Consider the following 13,613-nt stretch of genomic DNA (forward strand, 5'->3'; position numbering starts at 1 on the left):
ATGCGCTTCCGCCACCCCGACGGCTCCACCGTCCACCTCTCGTACTGCACCAACGTGCACCCCGCCGAGACGCTCGACGGCATCCGCGCCCAACTGCGCGACCACTGCGAACCGGTCCGCAGACGCCTCGGCCGCGACCGGCTCGGCATCGGCCTCTGGCTCGCCAGGGACGCGGCCCGCACCCTGGTCAACGACCCCGCCGAGCTGCGGTCCCTCCACGCCGAACTGGACCGCCGCGGCCTGGAGGTCGTCACCCTCAACGGCTTCCCGTACGAGGGATTCGGTGCCGACGAGGTCAAGTACCGCGTGTACAAGCCCGACTGGACGGATCCGGAGCGGCTCGCCCACACCACCGACCTCGCCCGACTGCTGGCCGGCCTGCTCCCCGACGACGCCACCGAAGGAACCATCTCCACCCTCCCGATCGCCTGGCGCACCCCCTTCGAATCGGACCCGGAGGCGGCCCGAGCGGCACACACCGCGCTCACCACCCTCGGCGAACGCCTCGACGCACTCGCCGAACTCACCGGCAAGTCCATCCGTATCGGCCTCGAACCCGAGCCGGGCTGCACGGTCGAGACCACCGCCGACGCCATCGCACCCCTTACCGCCGTCGGACACCCGCGCATCGGAATCTGCATCGACACCTGCCACCTGGCCACCTCCTTCGAGGACCCCGACAGCGCCGTCGACGCGCTCGACGCGGCGGGCATCCCGATCGCCAAGGCACAGCTCTCCGCCGCCCTGCACGCCGAACACCCCCACCTCCCCGAGGTGCGCGCCGCACTCGCCGCCTTCGCCGAGCCCCGCTTCCTGCACCAGACCCGCACCGGCACCGCCGCCGGGCTGCGCGGCACCGACGACCTCGGCGAGGCCGTCACCGGCCGGGCCCTGCCGGACGGAGCCCCCTGGCGCTCCCACTTCCACGTCCCCCTGCACGCACCCCCCGCACCACCGCTCACCTCCACCCTTCCCGTGCTTTGTTCCGCACTGACCCGGCTGGTGGGCGGGGCACGGCCCCTCACCAGGCACCTGGAGGTCGAGACGTACACCTGGCAGGCGCTCCCGGCCGCGCTGCGCCCCCGGACCCGCACCCAGCTCGCCGACGGCATCGCCGCCGAACTCACCCTCGCCCGCGACCTCCTGGTCGACCTCGGCCTCAAGGAGCTCCCGTGACCACAGCCGAGCAGCCCACCGGGCTCATGACTCCCCACCCCCTCCTCGTCATCGACGTCGTCGGCCTCACCCCACGGCTCCTCGATCACATGCCGCACCTGAAGGCCCTGGGGCAGTCCGGCACCCACGCGCCCCTCGGCACCGTCCTCCCCGCCGTCACCTGCGCCGCCCAGTCCACCTTCCTCACCGGCACCACCCCCGCCGAACACGGCATCGTCGCCAACGGCTGGTACTTCCGCGAACTCGGCGACGTCCTGCTCTGGCGTCAGCACAACGGACTGGTCGCGGGCGACAAACTCTGGGACGCCGCCCGCCGCGCCCATCCCGGCTACACGGTCGCCAACATCTGCTGGTGGTACGCGATGGGCGCCGACACCGACATCACCGTCACTCCGCGCCCCGTCTACTACGCCGACGGCCGCAAGGAACCCGACTGCTACACCCGGCCGCCCGCCCTGCACGACGAACTCACCGAGAAATTCGGCACATTCCCCCTCTTCCACTTCTGGGGCCCCGGCGCGGACCTCGTCTCCTCGCAGTGGATCATCGACGCGACCCGGCACATCCTCGACACCCGCCACCCCGACCTGGCCCTGTGCTACCTCCCGCACCTCGACTACGACCTCCAGCGCTACGGCCCCGACGACCCCCGCTCCTACCGGGCCGCGGCCGAACTCGACCGCGCCATGGCCCCCCTCCTGGACGACGCCCGCCGCGAGGGCCGCACCGTCGTCGCCCTCTCCGAATACGGCATCACCCGTGTCGACCGGCCCGTGGACATCAACCGGGCCCTGCGCCGCGCCGGACTCCTGGAGGTCCACACCCAGGACGGCATGGAATATCTCGACCCGATGGCTTCCCGCGCCTTCGCCGTCGCCGACCATCAGCTCGCCCATATCTACGTACGCCGCCCCGAGGACCTCGAAGCGACCCGCGAGGCCCTCCGGGACGTCCAGGGCATCGAGCAGCTCCTCGACGACGAGGGCAAGAAGGCACACGGCCTCGACCACCCGCGCTCCGGCGAGCTGGTCGCCGTCGCGGACCCGGATGCCTGGTTCACGTACTACTACTGGCTCGACGACGCCCGCGCGCCCGACTTCGCGCAGCTCGTCGAGATCCACCGCAAACCGGGCTACGACCCCGTCGAACTCTTCCTGGACCCCCAGGACCCGTACGTCCGCGTCAAGGCGGCCACGGCCGTCGCCCGCAAGAAGCTCGGCATGCGCTACCGCATGGCGGTCGTACCCCTGGACCCGTCACCTATTCGCGGCAGCCACGGCCGCCTTCCGCAGAGCGACGAAGAAGGTCCGCTCATCCTGTGCTCCACCCCCCACGCGTTCACCGGCCCCGTCCGGGCCACCGAAGTGAAGTCCTTGCTCCTCGAGCTTGCCGGACTGCACTGACAACGTCCCGCCCCCAGAAGGAGTTCCCCCATGAGCCGCCGCACCCCCGTCGACGCAGAACTCGCCCACAAGCTCAGCCGGCGCTCCATGCTCGGCGTGGCCGCCGGAGCCACCGCAGCAGCCCTCCTCGGCGCCGCGGCCCCCGCCGCCACCGCCCAGGGCAGGCCCCAGGGCGACCCGCTGCTGCCGCCCGGCCGTCTCGGAATCCAGCTCTACACCCTCCGCGACAAGGTCTCGACCCTCGGCTTCGACAAGGTCTTCGCCGAACTGGAGGCGTACGGCTACGACGAGGTCGAGTACGCCGGCTACACCCAGGGTTCGGCCGGTGCCATCACCCTCGCCCAGCTCAAGCAGCTGACCCGCGACCACGGGCTCAAAGGCATCGGCAGTCATGTCGGCTACTACGACGACAACAACCCGAATGCCTACACCTTCGCGCAGAACCTCACCAAGGTCCTCGACGACGCCCAGGCCCTCGGCCTGAAGCATGTCGGTACCGCCTCGGGACCGTTCCGCTACGGATCGACGGTCGACGCCTGGAAGCGCGCCGCCGCGGACTTCAACACCTACGGCGCCGCGGCCAGGGCACGCGGCATGAAGTTCTACCAGCACAACCACGCCGAGGAGTTCTCCTTCGCCACCGACCGGCCCGATATCCGCCTCTACGACGTACTGCTCGCCGAGACCGACCCCGATCTGGTCTTCCTGGAGATGGACATCTACTGGGCCTACGTCGGCCAGTTCCGGTTCGGCAAGCGGGCCGACGGCACCCCCGACACCTTCGACCCGTTGCACTACGTACTGAAGCAGCCCGACCGCTACCCGCTCTTCCACGTCAAGGACGGCGAGCACGACATCGCGGCCCGCGACGGATACCGCATGGTGGACGTCGGGGACGGCGACATCGACTACAAGAAGTTCCTCGGTGCCGTCACCAGGACCCACGGCGGACGCCGTGACCACCACTGGCAGGTGGAGCACGACCAGCCGATCGTCGACTCCTTCACCACGGCCCGCCGCTCGGCCGCCTACCTGCACACGCTGCGCCGCAAGGGCTGCTAGGGCCTTTCGTTTGGATCGGGCCGGATCCAAACGAAAGACCCCAGCCCACCGCACGCACGATGACCCTCCTCGCAAAGGGCGGGGAGGGCCGTCGTCGTTGGTATCCGAGGAGAAGGGCTCAGACGACTTCCCGGCCGACCGGTACCGGATCCGGGGCCGTGCCGCGCACCCGTGGATGTCCCGGCTGCTTCAGCAGCAGCGTGATACCGGCCGCCGCCATGCCATGACTGCCGCGCCGCCTGCACTATGTGTGCGAGCGTGACTACGGGCCGTGTCCGGGGTGGGTGAAGCGGTACGGAATCGCGCCGGGCGTATCCGCTGCACCGCACTGACCACGGGAAACGCGGGTGAGGGCCACCCTGAACCCCTGGTATTGTTTTCCATGTCGCTGCGGGAAACCGGGGCCGACCACCTGGTCCGGGTGGCGGAATGGCAGACGCGCTAGCTTGAGGTGCTAGTGCCCTTTATCGGGCGTGGGGGTTCAAGTCCCCCCTCGGACACCAGTTTTACCAGTTGAGACCCCAGTTCACCTGGGGTCTTCTGCGTTTCCGGGCGGCGGTGCGATCGAGCACGTGACCAACGGCCATGCGGAACGAGGCCGCCGAACCCGAGGCGAGGCCGCCGAACCCGAGGCCATTGGGCCAGGGGAGACGTTTGGCCGGTTGCTGCAGCGCTCCCGACCCGGACGTGGTGCGGCACAGCATCGCCGAGCTGGCCGCGGTCCTCATCGGCCCCCGGGGTACGGGCCTCGCGCCCGAGGCGTACATTCCACTGCCGGGCGAGCCGGATCGGGCGGTCATCGGCGTTGTGGCACCTGAGCGGTGGGGCTGATCCTGCCCCCCCCGGGGCGGTGCGGTCGCTGTCGCCTCCGTGGCTGCTGTCCGGATCCCGAACGTGACGCGGTGTCCCCACTCGTGTGCCTGGAGCGCGCCTCACCTCCGTTCCATCCCACTCGTTACGATCCGGTCTCGGACAGTGGCCGGGGTCTTGTTTCCGGCCATGTAATCGTTTCCAATCATTCGTGTAATCGATTCCACGGCTGTGATCCGCTGGTTTCGAGGCGTACGGAAACCACAAGGAGGTGGTCCGGACATGACGAGCATCAAGGACGTCGCGGCCCAGGCGGGAGTCTCTGTCGCCACGGTCTCCCGTGTTCTCAACAGCCATCCGTCCGTCAGCCCGGACGCGCGGACCCGCGTACTCGCCGCCGTCGACGCCCTCGGCTACCGGCCCAACGCCGTCGCCCGCTCGCTGCGCACCGATCAGACCCGCACCCTCGGCCTGGTCATCAGCGATGTGCTGAACCCGTACTTCACCGAACTGGCCCGCTTCGTCGAGGAGGAGGCCCGAGCCCTCGGCTACAGCGTCATCATCGGCAACGCCGACGAGCGGCCGGAGCTGCAGGACCACCACGTCCGTACGCTCCTCGACCGAAGGATCGACGGGCTTCTCGTCTCTCCCGCGGACGGCGACTCCCCGTTGATGGCGGAGGTGGCACGCGACGGCACCCCGATGGTCTTCGTGGACCGCTGGATGCCCGGTGTCGACGTCCCCGTCGTACGCGCCGACGGCCGCCGCGCGATCCGGGACCTGGTCGCCCATCTGCACGCGCTGGGCCGCCGCAGACTCGCCATCATCGCCGGCCCCGCGGCCACCACCACGGGCAACGAGCGCGTCGAGGCCTTCCGCGAGGCGCTGTGCGCCTACGAACTCACCCTGCCAGACGTCTACATCGGCCAGGGCGACTTCCAGGCGGACAGCGGCCGACGCGTCACCGAGCGCTTCCTGGCGCTCCCCGAACCGCCCGAGGTCGTGTTCGCCGCCGACAACCTGATGGCGCTCGGCGCGCTGGACGCCATCCGCGCGGCCGGACTGCGCGTCCCGCAGGACATCGGACTCGCCGCCTTCGACGACATCCCGTGGTTCGTCCACACCGACCCGCCGATCACGGCGATTGCCCAGCCGACCGGCGACCTCGGCCGTGCCGCCGTTCGCGCACTGGTCGACATCGTCGAAGGCCGGTCCCCGCAGTCCGTCACCCTTCCCGCCCGCCTCGTCGTACGCCGTTCCTGCGGCGAGCCCGCTTCGGACCAGAGGAGCAACTTGTGAGCAGTCCGGACGAGTTGCTGCGCATCGAAGGCGTACGCAAGACCTTCCCCGGTGTGGTCGCGCTGGACAGCGTGGACTTCGACCTGCGCAGCGGCGAAGTACATGTCCTGCTCGGCGAGAACGGAGCCGGCAAGAGCACACTCATCAAAATGCTCTCCGGTGCCTACCGCCCGGACAGCGGCCGGATCCTCGCCCAGGGGCGAGAGGTCCGTATCCACGGCGCGCAGGACGCCGAACGGCTCGGAATCGCCACGATCTACCAGGAGTTCAACCTGGTACCCGATCTCACCGTCGCCGAGAACATCTTCCTCGGCCGGCAGCCGCGCCGCTTCGGGATGATCGACCGGCGTCGCATGGAGGCGGATGCCGAGGTGCTCCTGCGCCGCGTCGGCCTGCATGTCTCACCGAAGGCCAAGATCCGCGAACTGGGCATCGCCCGGCTGCAGATGGTGGAGATCGCCAAGGCACTCAGCCTGGACGCCCGCGCCCTGATCATGGACGAGCCGACCGCGGTCCTCACCTCGGAGGAGGTCGACAAGCTCTTCCGGATCGTGCGGCAGCTGCGTGCGGACGGGGTCGGGGTCGTCTTCATCACCCACCACCTGGAGGAGATCGCGGCACTCGGTGACCGGGTCACGGTGCTGCGCGACGGTCGGAGCATCGACCAGGTGCCCGCATCGACCCCCGAGGCGGAACTCGTCCAGCTGATGGTGGGACGCAGCATCGACCAGCAGTACCCTCGTGAACGCCCCGAAACCGGCAGCCCGTTGCTGTCCGTGCGCGGCCTGACCCGCAACGGCGTGTTCCACGACATCAGCTTCGAGGTGCGGGCCGGAGAGGTGGTCGGTCTCGCCGGCCTCGTCGGCGCCGGGCGCACCGAGGTCGCACGCGCCGTCTTCGGCGCCGACCCCTACGACGGCGGCACCGTCGACGTGCTCGGCGAGCGGCTGGCCAGGCACGACGTCACCGCGGCGATGGGCGCCGGAATCGGCCTCGTACCCGAGGACCGCAAGGGCCAGGGCCTGGTGCTCGACGCCTCGGTACAGGAGAACCTCGGCCTGGTCACCCTGCGCTCGGCCAGCCGCTCCGGACTCGTGGACCTCAAGGGGCAGCGCGTGGCCGCTGCCCGGATCGCCGAACAACTCGGCGTACGGATGGCGGGTCTCGGCCAGCATGTCCGCACGCTCTCCGGCGGCAACCAGCAGAAGGTCGTCATCGGCAAGTGGCTGCTCGCCGACACCAGAGTGCTGATCCTCGACGAACCGACCCGCGGTATCGACGTCGGTGCCAAGGTCGAGATCTACCAGCTCATCAACGAACTCACGGCATCGGGACACGCGGTTCTGATGATCTCCAGCGACCTGCCCGAAGTTCTCGGCATGAGCGACCGGGTGCTGGTCATGTCCCAGGGCCGGATCGCGGGGGAGCTCCCCGCGCACGAAGCGACCCAGGACGCCGTGATGGCCCTCGCCGTCAGCGCACCCCCCACAACACCCCCCACGACAACTGCGGCAGCAGATCCGACTGCGAACGAAGAGGAGAGCCCTCGTGGCCACTGACACGCTCAAGAGCAATACGGGCGCCAGTGGCGCCGCAGGGCACACGGTCCGCCGGCTCCTGCTCGACAACGGCGCGCTCAGCGCCCTGGTCGTACTGCTGGTGGCGATGTCGCTGCTCTCCAGCGACTTCCTGACCACACAGAACCTGCTGAACATCGGTGTGCAGGCCGCCGTCACAGCGATCCTCGCGTTCGGCGTCACCTTCGTGATCGTCTCGGCGGGCATCGACCTGTCCGTGGGCTCGGTCGCCGCGCTCTCGGCGACCGTCCTCGCCTGGACGGCGACCTCGGAGGGGGTGCCGGTCTGGCTGGCCCTCATCCTCGCCGCGGCCACCGGCATCGCGTGCGGCTTCGTCAACGGGGCGCTCGTCTCGTACGGCAAACTGCCGCCGTTCATCGCGACGCTGGCGATGCTGTCGATCGCGCGCGGTCTGTCCCTGGTCATCTCGCAGGGCAAGCCGATCGACTTCCCCGGCTCGGTCTCCGTGCTCGGCGACACGCTCGGTGGCTGGCTGCCCGTTCCGGTGCTCGTGATGATCGTGATGGGCCTGATCGCGGCGCTGATCCTGGCCCGTACCTACATCGGCCGTTCGATGTACGCGATCGGCGGCAACGAGGAGGCGGCCCGGCTCTCCGGACTGCGCGTCAAGCGGCAGAAGCTGGCCATCTACGCCCTGTCCGGCCTCTTCGCCGCGGTCGCGGGCATCGTCCTCGCCTCCCGGCTGACCTCCGCGCAGCCGCAGGCCGCGCAGGGTTACGAACTCGACGCGATTGCCGCAGTGGTCATCGGCGGCGCCAGCCTCGCCGGCGGTGTCGGCAAGGCGTCCGGAACTCTGATCGGCGCTCTCATCCTCGCCGTCCTGCGCAACGGGCTGAACCTCCTCTCCGTCTCCGCGTTCTGGCAGCAGGTCGTCATCGGTGTCGTCATCGCGCTCGCGGTGCTGCTGGACACACTCCGCCGCAAGGCCGGTTCCGGAGCCGCCGCACCGGGTGGTTCGTCCGGCGCGCCGGGCTCGCCGGGATCCGGGCGCAAGGGAGCGGGAGCGGTCAAGTTCGCTGTCGCCGCCCTGTGCGTGGCCGTCGTCGTGGGCGGGGTGTCCTACTTCAACTCCGGCTCCTCCGGCGGCAACACCAAGGTGGGCATGTCACTCTCCACACTCAACAACCCCTTCTTCGTGCAGATGAAGTCGGGCGCGCAGGCGGAGGCGAAGGCGGCCGGGGTCGACCTCACCGTCACCGATGCGCAGAACGACGCCTCGCAGCAGGCCAACCAGCTCCAGAACTTCACGAGTTCGGGCATGAAGTCGATCATCGTCAATCCGGTGGACTCGGATGCGGCGGGCCCCGCCGTCCAGGGCGCCAACAAGGCGGACATCCCGGTGATCGCCGCCGACCGAGGCGTCAACAAGGCACGGACCGCGACGCTCGTGGCATCCGACAACGTCGCGGGCGGCAGGCTCGCCGCCAAGGCACTGGCCGACAAGCTCGGGGGCAAGGGCAGCATCGCCATCCTGCAGGGGACGGCCGGTACCTCGGCCAGTCGCGAGCGCGGCGCTGGCTTCGCCGAAGGCCTCAAGGCGTATCCGGGCATCAAGGTCGTGGCCGAGCAGCCGGCGGACTTCGACCGCACGAAGGGCCTGGACGTCATGACCAACCTGCTCCAGTCCCACCCCGGTATCACCGGTGTCTTCGCCGAGAACGACGAGATGGCGCTCGGTGCGGTCAAGGCACTCGGCAGCAAGGCGGGAAAGTCGGTGTCCGTCGTCGGATTCGACGGAACTCCGGACGGCCTGAAGGCGGTTGCCGCAGGCAAGCTGTACGCGTCCGTGGCACAGCAGCCGAAGGAGCTGGGCAGGATCGCCGTACAGAACGCGGTGAAGGCGGCGGAGGGCAAGAAGGTCGACAGCACGGTGAAGGTGCCGGTCAAGGTCGTCACCAAGAGCAACGTTGCCGACTTCTCCTGAGCGCGACCGAACGGGACCCGGTGCGCCTGAACGGGACCGGGCCCGACCCGAGCAACGCCTGACCACGGAAAGCAGGAACCATGCACGAGAGCGACCATGACCACGACCGCTACGACCTGCTGGTCGTGGGCTCCGCCAACGCCGACCTGGTCATCGGTGTCGAACGCCGCCCCGCACCCGGCGAGACCGTGCTCGGCTCCGATCTCGCCGTCCACCCGGGCGGCAAGGGCGGAAACCAGGCAGTCGCCGCCGCTCGCCTCGGAGCCCGTACGGCCCTGCTGGCCCGGGTCGGTGACGACGCGCATGGCCGCCTGCTGCTGGATTCACAACGGGCGGCGGGCGTCGACACCGCCGGCGTCCTCGTGGGCGGGGCGCCCAGCGGCGTGGCGCTGATCACCGTGGACCCCTCGGGTGACAACAGCATCGTGGTGTCTCCGGGGGCCAATGCCCGCCTCACCCCGGAGGACATCCGGGCGGCCGGCCCGCTGTTCGGTGCGGCCCGGGTCGTCTCCGTACAGTTGGAGATCCCGTTGGAGACCGTTGCGGAGGTGGCCGGTGCCATGTCACCCGGTACCCGACTGGTGCTGAACCCGTCACCGCCCGCGCCCCTGCCCGACCATGTGCTGGCAGCCTGCGACCCGCTGGTGGTCAACGAGCACGAAGCGCGCTACATGCTGGGCGAGTCCGCAGGGAACACGCCCCAGGAGTGGGCGCGGGCACTGCTCGCGTTCGGCCCGCGTTCGGTGGTGATCACGCTGGGGGCGGCGGGGGCGCTCGTCGCGGACCGCCGCACGGGCGATGCCGTACCCGTACCGGGCATCGAGGTCGAAGCCGTGGACACGACCGGGGCCGGCGACGCGTTCACGGCCGCCCTGGCCTGGCGGCTCGGCCTGGGCGAAGAACTCGCCGAAGCCGCTGCGTTCGCCGTGCGGGTGGGCGCGGCCGCAGTCACCAGGCAGGGCGCACAGGCTTCCTTCCCGACGGCAGAGGAACTCCCGACGGCAGAGGAAGTCCCGACCGAAGGGGAAGTCCCACCCGCAGAGGAAGTTCCGGCCCCGTGAAGAAGGCAGGAATTCTCAACCGTCACCTCGCCGGAGCACTGGCCGAACTGGGCCACGGCGACGGAGTGCTGATCTGCGACGCGGGCATGCCCATCCCGGCCGGCCCCCGGGTCGTCGACCTGGCCTTCCGGGCCGGCGTTCCCTCGTTCGCCGCGGTGCTCGACGGGCTGCTGGACGAACTGGTGGTGGAGGGCGCGACAGCGGCGCACGAGGTGCGGGAGGCCAACCCGGAGGCCGCACGCCTCCTGGAGGAGTGCCTCCCGGAACTCGCCCACGTACCCCACGAGGAGCTGAAGGCACTCGCGGCGGGTGCCCGGCTGGTGGTGCGGACGGGGGAGGCGCGGCCGTACGCGAATGTTCTGCTGCGGTGCGGGGTCTTCTTCTGACAAGGACGGCAGGCACCGGGCGCGCGAATCACGGACGCCGGGTCTGCGCGGCCGTCCCGGGCCTCGGGTGAGGCAACGCACCATCAGTAACCCCCGGCTGCGGTTGCTTTGGGGCTGACGTGACGTAGCGTTGCCCTTTTGGTGGTGTTCGAAAGAGCACCGCGAGGCACCGTTCTGCCCTCATCAGGCATGGGGCACCGAGGGGTATTGGGATGAAGCTCTGCTTCCTCGTCGAAGAGCTGTACCGGCATGACGGCATGCCGCTTGACGTGGTCCGGCGACTGTCGTCGTGGGGACACCAGGTGGACGTGGTGCGCCCCGGCGGCTCTCTCCTGCGGATCTCGGAGGAGGTGAGGGCGGGGACCCATGACGCCTGGGTACTCAAGACCGTGTCCGGCGGCCCCGGGCTCACCTTGTTGGAGGCCGCGGCGGCGGTGGGCCTGACCACGGTGAACGACGCGCGGTCGATCCGCGCGGTGCGTGACAAGGTCTTCACATCGGTCATCGCTCGACAGCACGGGCTACCCGTTCCGGTGACCTATTCGGCACCGAGGGCCACGCTGTTCGCGGATGTTCCCGACGAGCTCTTCCCCCTGGTGGTCAAGCCCGCCGACGGCAGCTCGGGGCGCGGGGTGCGCCTCGTGGCGGACCCCGGGCGGCTGGCGGAGGCGGAGCAGGCAGGGGAGGGCCAACTCATCGCACAGCCCTATGTGTCCAATCCGGGCTCCGATCTGAAGGTCTACTGTCTCGCGGGTGAGTTTCACGCGACCTTGCGCCGCTCCCCGCTCCACCCGGACGGGTCGGTCGACGAGGGAGCCGTCCCCCTGCCCGCCGAGGTGGCCGCAGTGGCGGCGAAGGTGGGAGCGGTCTTCGGCCTCGATCTGTACGGCATCGACGTGGTGCTCGGTCCCGACGGCCCCGTGATCGTCGACATCAACGATTTCCCGAGTTTCCGTCAGGTCCCCGACGCCGTCTCCAGGTTGGCCGGAGCCGTCCTCGACCTGGCCAGGGCGGGCGGCGCCGATCGGAGGGGCGTGCTCGCCCCCGCCCCGCGCATTCCCGCGCAGCCGCAGATCCCCCATGGACGGCTTCAACCGCACCCCGTCCCCGGCCCCGAGGCGGACGTGCTGGCAGCCGTGCCGGAGGCCGCACAGATATGAGGGTGTGTCTGCTGACCGACAAGCCGGATCATCCACTGCTCGCCGCAGTCTCTTCCGCGCTGACCGAGGCGAAGCACCGGGTGACGTTCCTGAACCCGGACACCGGAACCGGGTCCCCGTCGCAACTGGTGACCCCGGACGATCTCGCCGACGTCTACCTCCTCAAGGCCCATACCCCCCGGGCCCTGGCGCTGGCCCGATTCCTCGAAGCACGCGGCGCCCGGGTGCTGAACTCCGCCGCCTCGACGGAGCTGTGCCAGGACAGGAGCCGGATCGCCGCCGTGGCGGAAGGCGCCGGCCTGCCGATGCCCCGGACAAGCACCCTGGACGCGCTGTCCGAAGCCGTCCACGGAGCGGAGCCGGCGGAGAGCGGCTTCCCGCTCATGGTCAAGAGCCGCCACAGCCGACGCACGGACCTGGTCGCCCGCGTGGACGGTCCGGCCGAGCTCCGGGACCTCGCGGCAGAGTGGCCCAACGAGCCTGTCGTCCTCCAGGAGTTCGTCGCGAACAGCGGCTGGGACCACAAGCTGTGGGTGATCGCGGGCGAGGTGTTCGCGGGGGTGCGCCCCGCACCGGTGGGCGTACCGCCGGACGGTACGCCTTCCGCGCCACTGGTCCGTGATCTGCCGCAGACCTGGACCGAACTCGCCCTCCACACGGGGGAGGTCTTCGGCCTGGACGTCTACGGTGTCGACCTGCTGGACCGCGAGGGGGCGCCCGTCGCGGTCGACATCAACGCCTTCCCGGGCATCCGCGGACCGAAGGGCGCCCCTGCGGCGCTGGCGGCCTTGGTACTGCGACGTTCCCGGCCTCGAGCCGATGCTCCGCCTTGTCGCAGTTCTTGTTGAACCGTGCGCCGACATCCGTAGCCCGTCTTCCGGACCCGGCGGATTCCCCCACGGAGAGCTGCACCTCATCTTTCGTGGAGCCGGCAGGCGGTGGGCTTGCGCGGGCCCGCTCCGGATGCCTCCGGGGTCGCCGCACGCGGTGGTGAGCTCTTCGCCGGTACGGGTCCTCGGCGCCGCCGTCAGCTCCGGTTCGCGTACACGATGAGGTTGTCCACCGGGTGGCCCTGGGCGTCGAAGGCGCCGTCGCAGGTGATCAGACGCAGGGTGCGTGTCCTGGTGGCGCCGTAGACCTTCTGGGTCGGGAAGGTCTTCTTGCTGACCGTCTCGGTGCCGGTGACCCTGAAGTGGAGTTCCGTGCCGCGGTCGTTCTTGACGGCGATGTCAGCTCCCTTGCCGATCTTCTTGAGATCGTGGAAGACGGCCTTCCCGAAGCGGGTGTTGTTGTGTCCGATGATGACCGCGGCGCCGGGCTCACCGGGCGTGGCGCCACCGGTGTACCAGCCGGCGGTCATGCCCTTGTCGGCGGGCGGGACCTCGACGGTGCCGTCCCCGTTGAGGCCGAGGCGCATCAGCTCGCTGTCGATGCCGAGCGAAGAGATGCTGACGCGGACGGGGGCCGCTGCCGAGGAGCGGGAACCCCCGGCCTTCCCGGCTCCCTTCGAACCGGTCTGCTCCGGAGCGTCGAGAGCGACGCTCGCGCTGCTGCCGGGCCCCGCGGCGGACGAGTCGCCCGTCGTATCGGAGGAGCAACCGGCGAGGAAGAGGCAGGCGAGCAGCGGCAGCGCGGCGCGTCGGAGCGAAGGCGATGTGCGGAACATGGGGGCTCCGTAAGTTGTCGGGCGGCCCGGGAGGGCCGGATGTGGCTTATGGGGGCTTGCCAGTGGTG

General features: G+C 70.0%; 12 protein-coding genes and 1 tRNA gene. 12 read left to right on the forward strand and 1 reads right to left on the reverse strand.

The annotated features are described in order from the left end of the window. The 12 genes from eboE to OG611_RS34780 all read left to right on the forward strand — a co-directional run bounded on the left by eboE (window position 1) and on the right by OG611_RS34780 (window position 12,727). Window positions 1-1,176 (forward strand): metabolite traffic protein EboE, encoded by a 1,176-nt coding sequence (eboE, locus tag OG611_RS34725; RefSeq protein ID WP_266429390.1) that lies wholly within the window; start codon window positions 1-3, stop codon window positions 1,174-1,176. Window positions 1,177-1,202: 26 nt separating this feature from the next. After that, window positions 1,203-2,579, forward strand: coding sequence for a nucleotide pyrophosphatase/phosphodiesterase family protein (locus OG611_RS34730; protein WP_266431385.1), 1,377 nt, complete (start codon window positions 1,203-1,205; stop codon window positions 2,577-2,579). Window positions 2,580-2,609: 30 nt separating this feature from the next. After that, window positions 2,610-3,641, forward strand: a complete 1,032-nt coding sequence (locus tag OG611_RS34735; protein WP_266429392.1) for a sugar phosphate isomerase/epimerase — start codon at window positions 2,610-2,612, stop codon at window positions 3,639-3,641. Window positions 3,642-4,056: 415 nt separating this feature from the next. After that, window positions 4,057-4,144, forward strand: a tRNA-Leu gene (locus tag OG611_RS34740). Window positions 4,145-4,295: 151 nt separating this feature from the next. Then, window positions 4,296-4,472: a hypothetical protein gene (locus OG611_RS34745; protein WP_266429395.1), complete on the forward strand. Its 177-nt coding sequence runs from the start codon at window positions 4,296-4,298 to the stop codon at window positions 4,470-4,472. 261 nt (window positions 4,473-4,733) lie between these two features. Then, complete coding sequence (locus OG611_RS34750; RefSeq protein WP_266429397.1) at window positions 4,734-5,750, forward strand: LacI family DNA-binding transcriptional regulator; 1,017 nt, start codon at window positions 4,734-4,736, stop codon at window positions 5,748-5,750. Further along, window positions 5,747-7,309, forward strand: a complete 1,563-nt coding sequence (locus OG611_RS34755) for a sugar ABC transporter ATP-binding protein (RefSeq protein WP_266429399.1) — start codon at window positions 5,747-5,749, stop codon at window positions 7,307-7,309. Before OG611_RS34750 ends, OG611_RS34755 begins: the two co-directional genes overlap by 4 nt. Continuing rightward, the gene (locus tag OG611_RS34760) at window positions 7,299-9,272 is read left to right on the forward strand and encodes a substrate-binding domain-containing protein (protein ID WP_266429402.1); all 1,974 of its coding nucleotides are present in this window, start codon (window positions 7,299-7,301) and stop codon (window positions 9,270-9,272) included. Before OG611_RS34755 ends, OG611_RS34760 begins: the two co-directional genes overlap by 11 nt. A gap of 80 nt (window positions 9,273-9,352) precedes the next feature. Beyond that, window positions 9,353-10,333, forward strand: a complete 981-nt coding sequence (locus OG611_RS34765) for a ribokinase (RefSeq protein WP_266429405.1) — start codon at window positions 9,353-9,355, stop codon at window positions 10,331-10,333. Beyond that, complete coding sequence (gene rbsD, locus OG611_RS34770) at window positions 10,330-10,719, forward strand: D-ribose pyranase (protein WP_266429408.1); 390 nt, start codon at window positions 10,330-10,332, stop codon at window positions 10,717-10,719. Before OG611_RS34765 ends, rbsD begins: the two co-directional genes overlap by 4 nt. A 212-nt stretch (window positions 10,720-10,931) precedes the next feature. Next, window positions 10,932-11,879 (forward strand): RimK family alpha-L-glutamate ligase, encoded by a 948-nt coding sequence (locus OG611_RS34775; RefSeq protein WP_266429411.1) that lies wholly within the window; start codon window positions 10,932-10,934, stop codon window positions 11,877-11,879. Beyond that, entirely contained in the window at window positions 11,876-12,727 is an 852-nt protein-coding gene (locus tag OG611_RS34780) for a RimK family alpha-L-glutamate ligase (RefSeq protein WP_266429413.1), read from the forward strand. Before OG611_RS34775 ends, OG611_RS34780 begins: the two co-directional genes overlap by 4 nt. Before the next feature lie 179 nt (window positions 12,728-12,906). On the opposite strand, the gene OG611_RS34785 is transcribed toward OG611_RS34780, so the two are convergent. Then, window positions 12,907-13,545 carry a class F sortase gene (locus tag OG611_RS34785; RefSeq protein WP_266429416.1) on the reverse strand — a complete coding sequence of 213 codons (639 nt, stop codon included), beginning with the start codon at window positions 13,543-13,545 and terminating at the stop codon, window positions 12,907-12,909. Window positions 13,546-13,613: the final 68 nt, after the last annotated feature.

It is taken from the genome of Streptomyces sp. NBC_01363, from assembly GCF_026340595.1.
Lineage (GTDB): Bacteria > Actinomycetota > Actinomycetes > Streptomycetales > Streptomycetaceae > Streptomyces.

Coding starts and splice junctions, on each gene's coding strand:
- OG611_RS34785 (WP_266429416.1), bottom strand. CDS start 13,545: ATGTTCCGCACATCGCCTTCGCTCCGACGCGCCGCGCTGCCGCTGCTC.
- OG611_RS34780 (WP_266429413.1), top strand. CDS start 11,876: ATGAGGGTGTGTCTGCTGACCGACAAGCCGGATCATCCACTGCTCGCC.
- OG611_RS34775 (WP_266429411.1), top strand. CDS start 10,932: ATGAAGCTCTGCTTCCTCGTCGAAGAGCTGTACCGGCATGACGGCATG.
- OG611_RS34735 (WP_266429392.1), top strand. CDS start 2,610: ATGAGCCGCCGCACCCCCGTCGACGCAGAACTCGCCCACAAGCTCAGC.
- OG611_RS34730 (WP_266431385.1), top strand. CDS start 1,203: ATGACTCCCCACCCCCTCCTCGTCATCGACGTCGTCGGCCTCACCCCA.
- OG611_RS34750 (WP_266429397.1), top strand. CDS start 4,734: ATGACGAGCATCAAGGACGTCGCGGCCCAGGCGGGAGTCTCTGTCGCC.
- OG611_RS34765 (WP_266429405.1), top strand. CDS start 9,353: ATGCACGAGAGCGACCATGACCACGACCGCTACGACCTGCTGGTCGTG.
- eboE (WP_266429390.1), top strand. CDS start 1: ATGCGCTTCCGCCACCCCGACGGCTCCACCGTCCACCTCTCGTACTGC.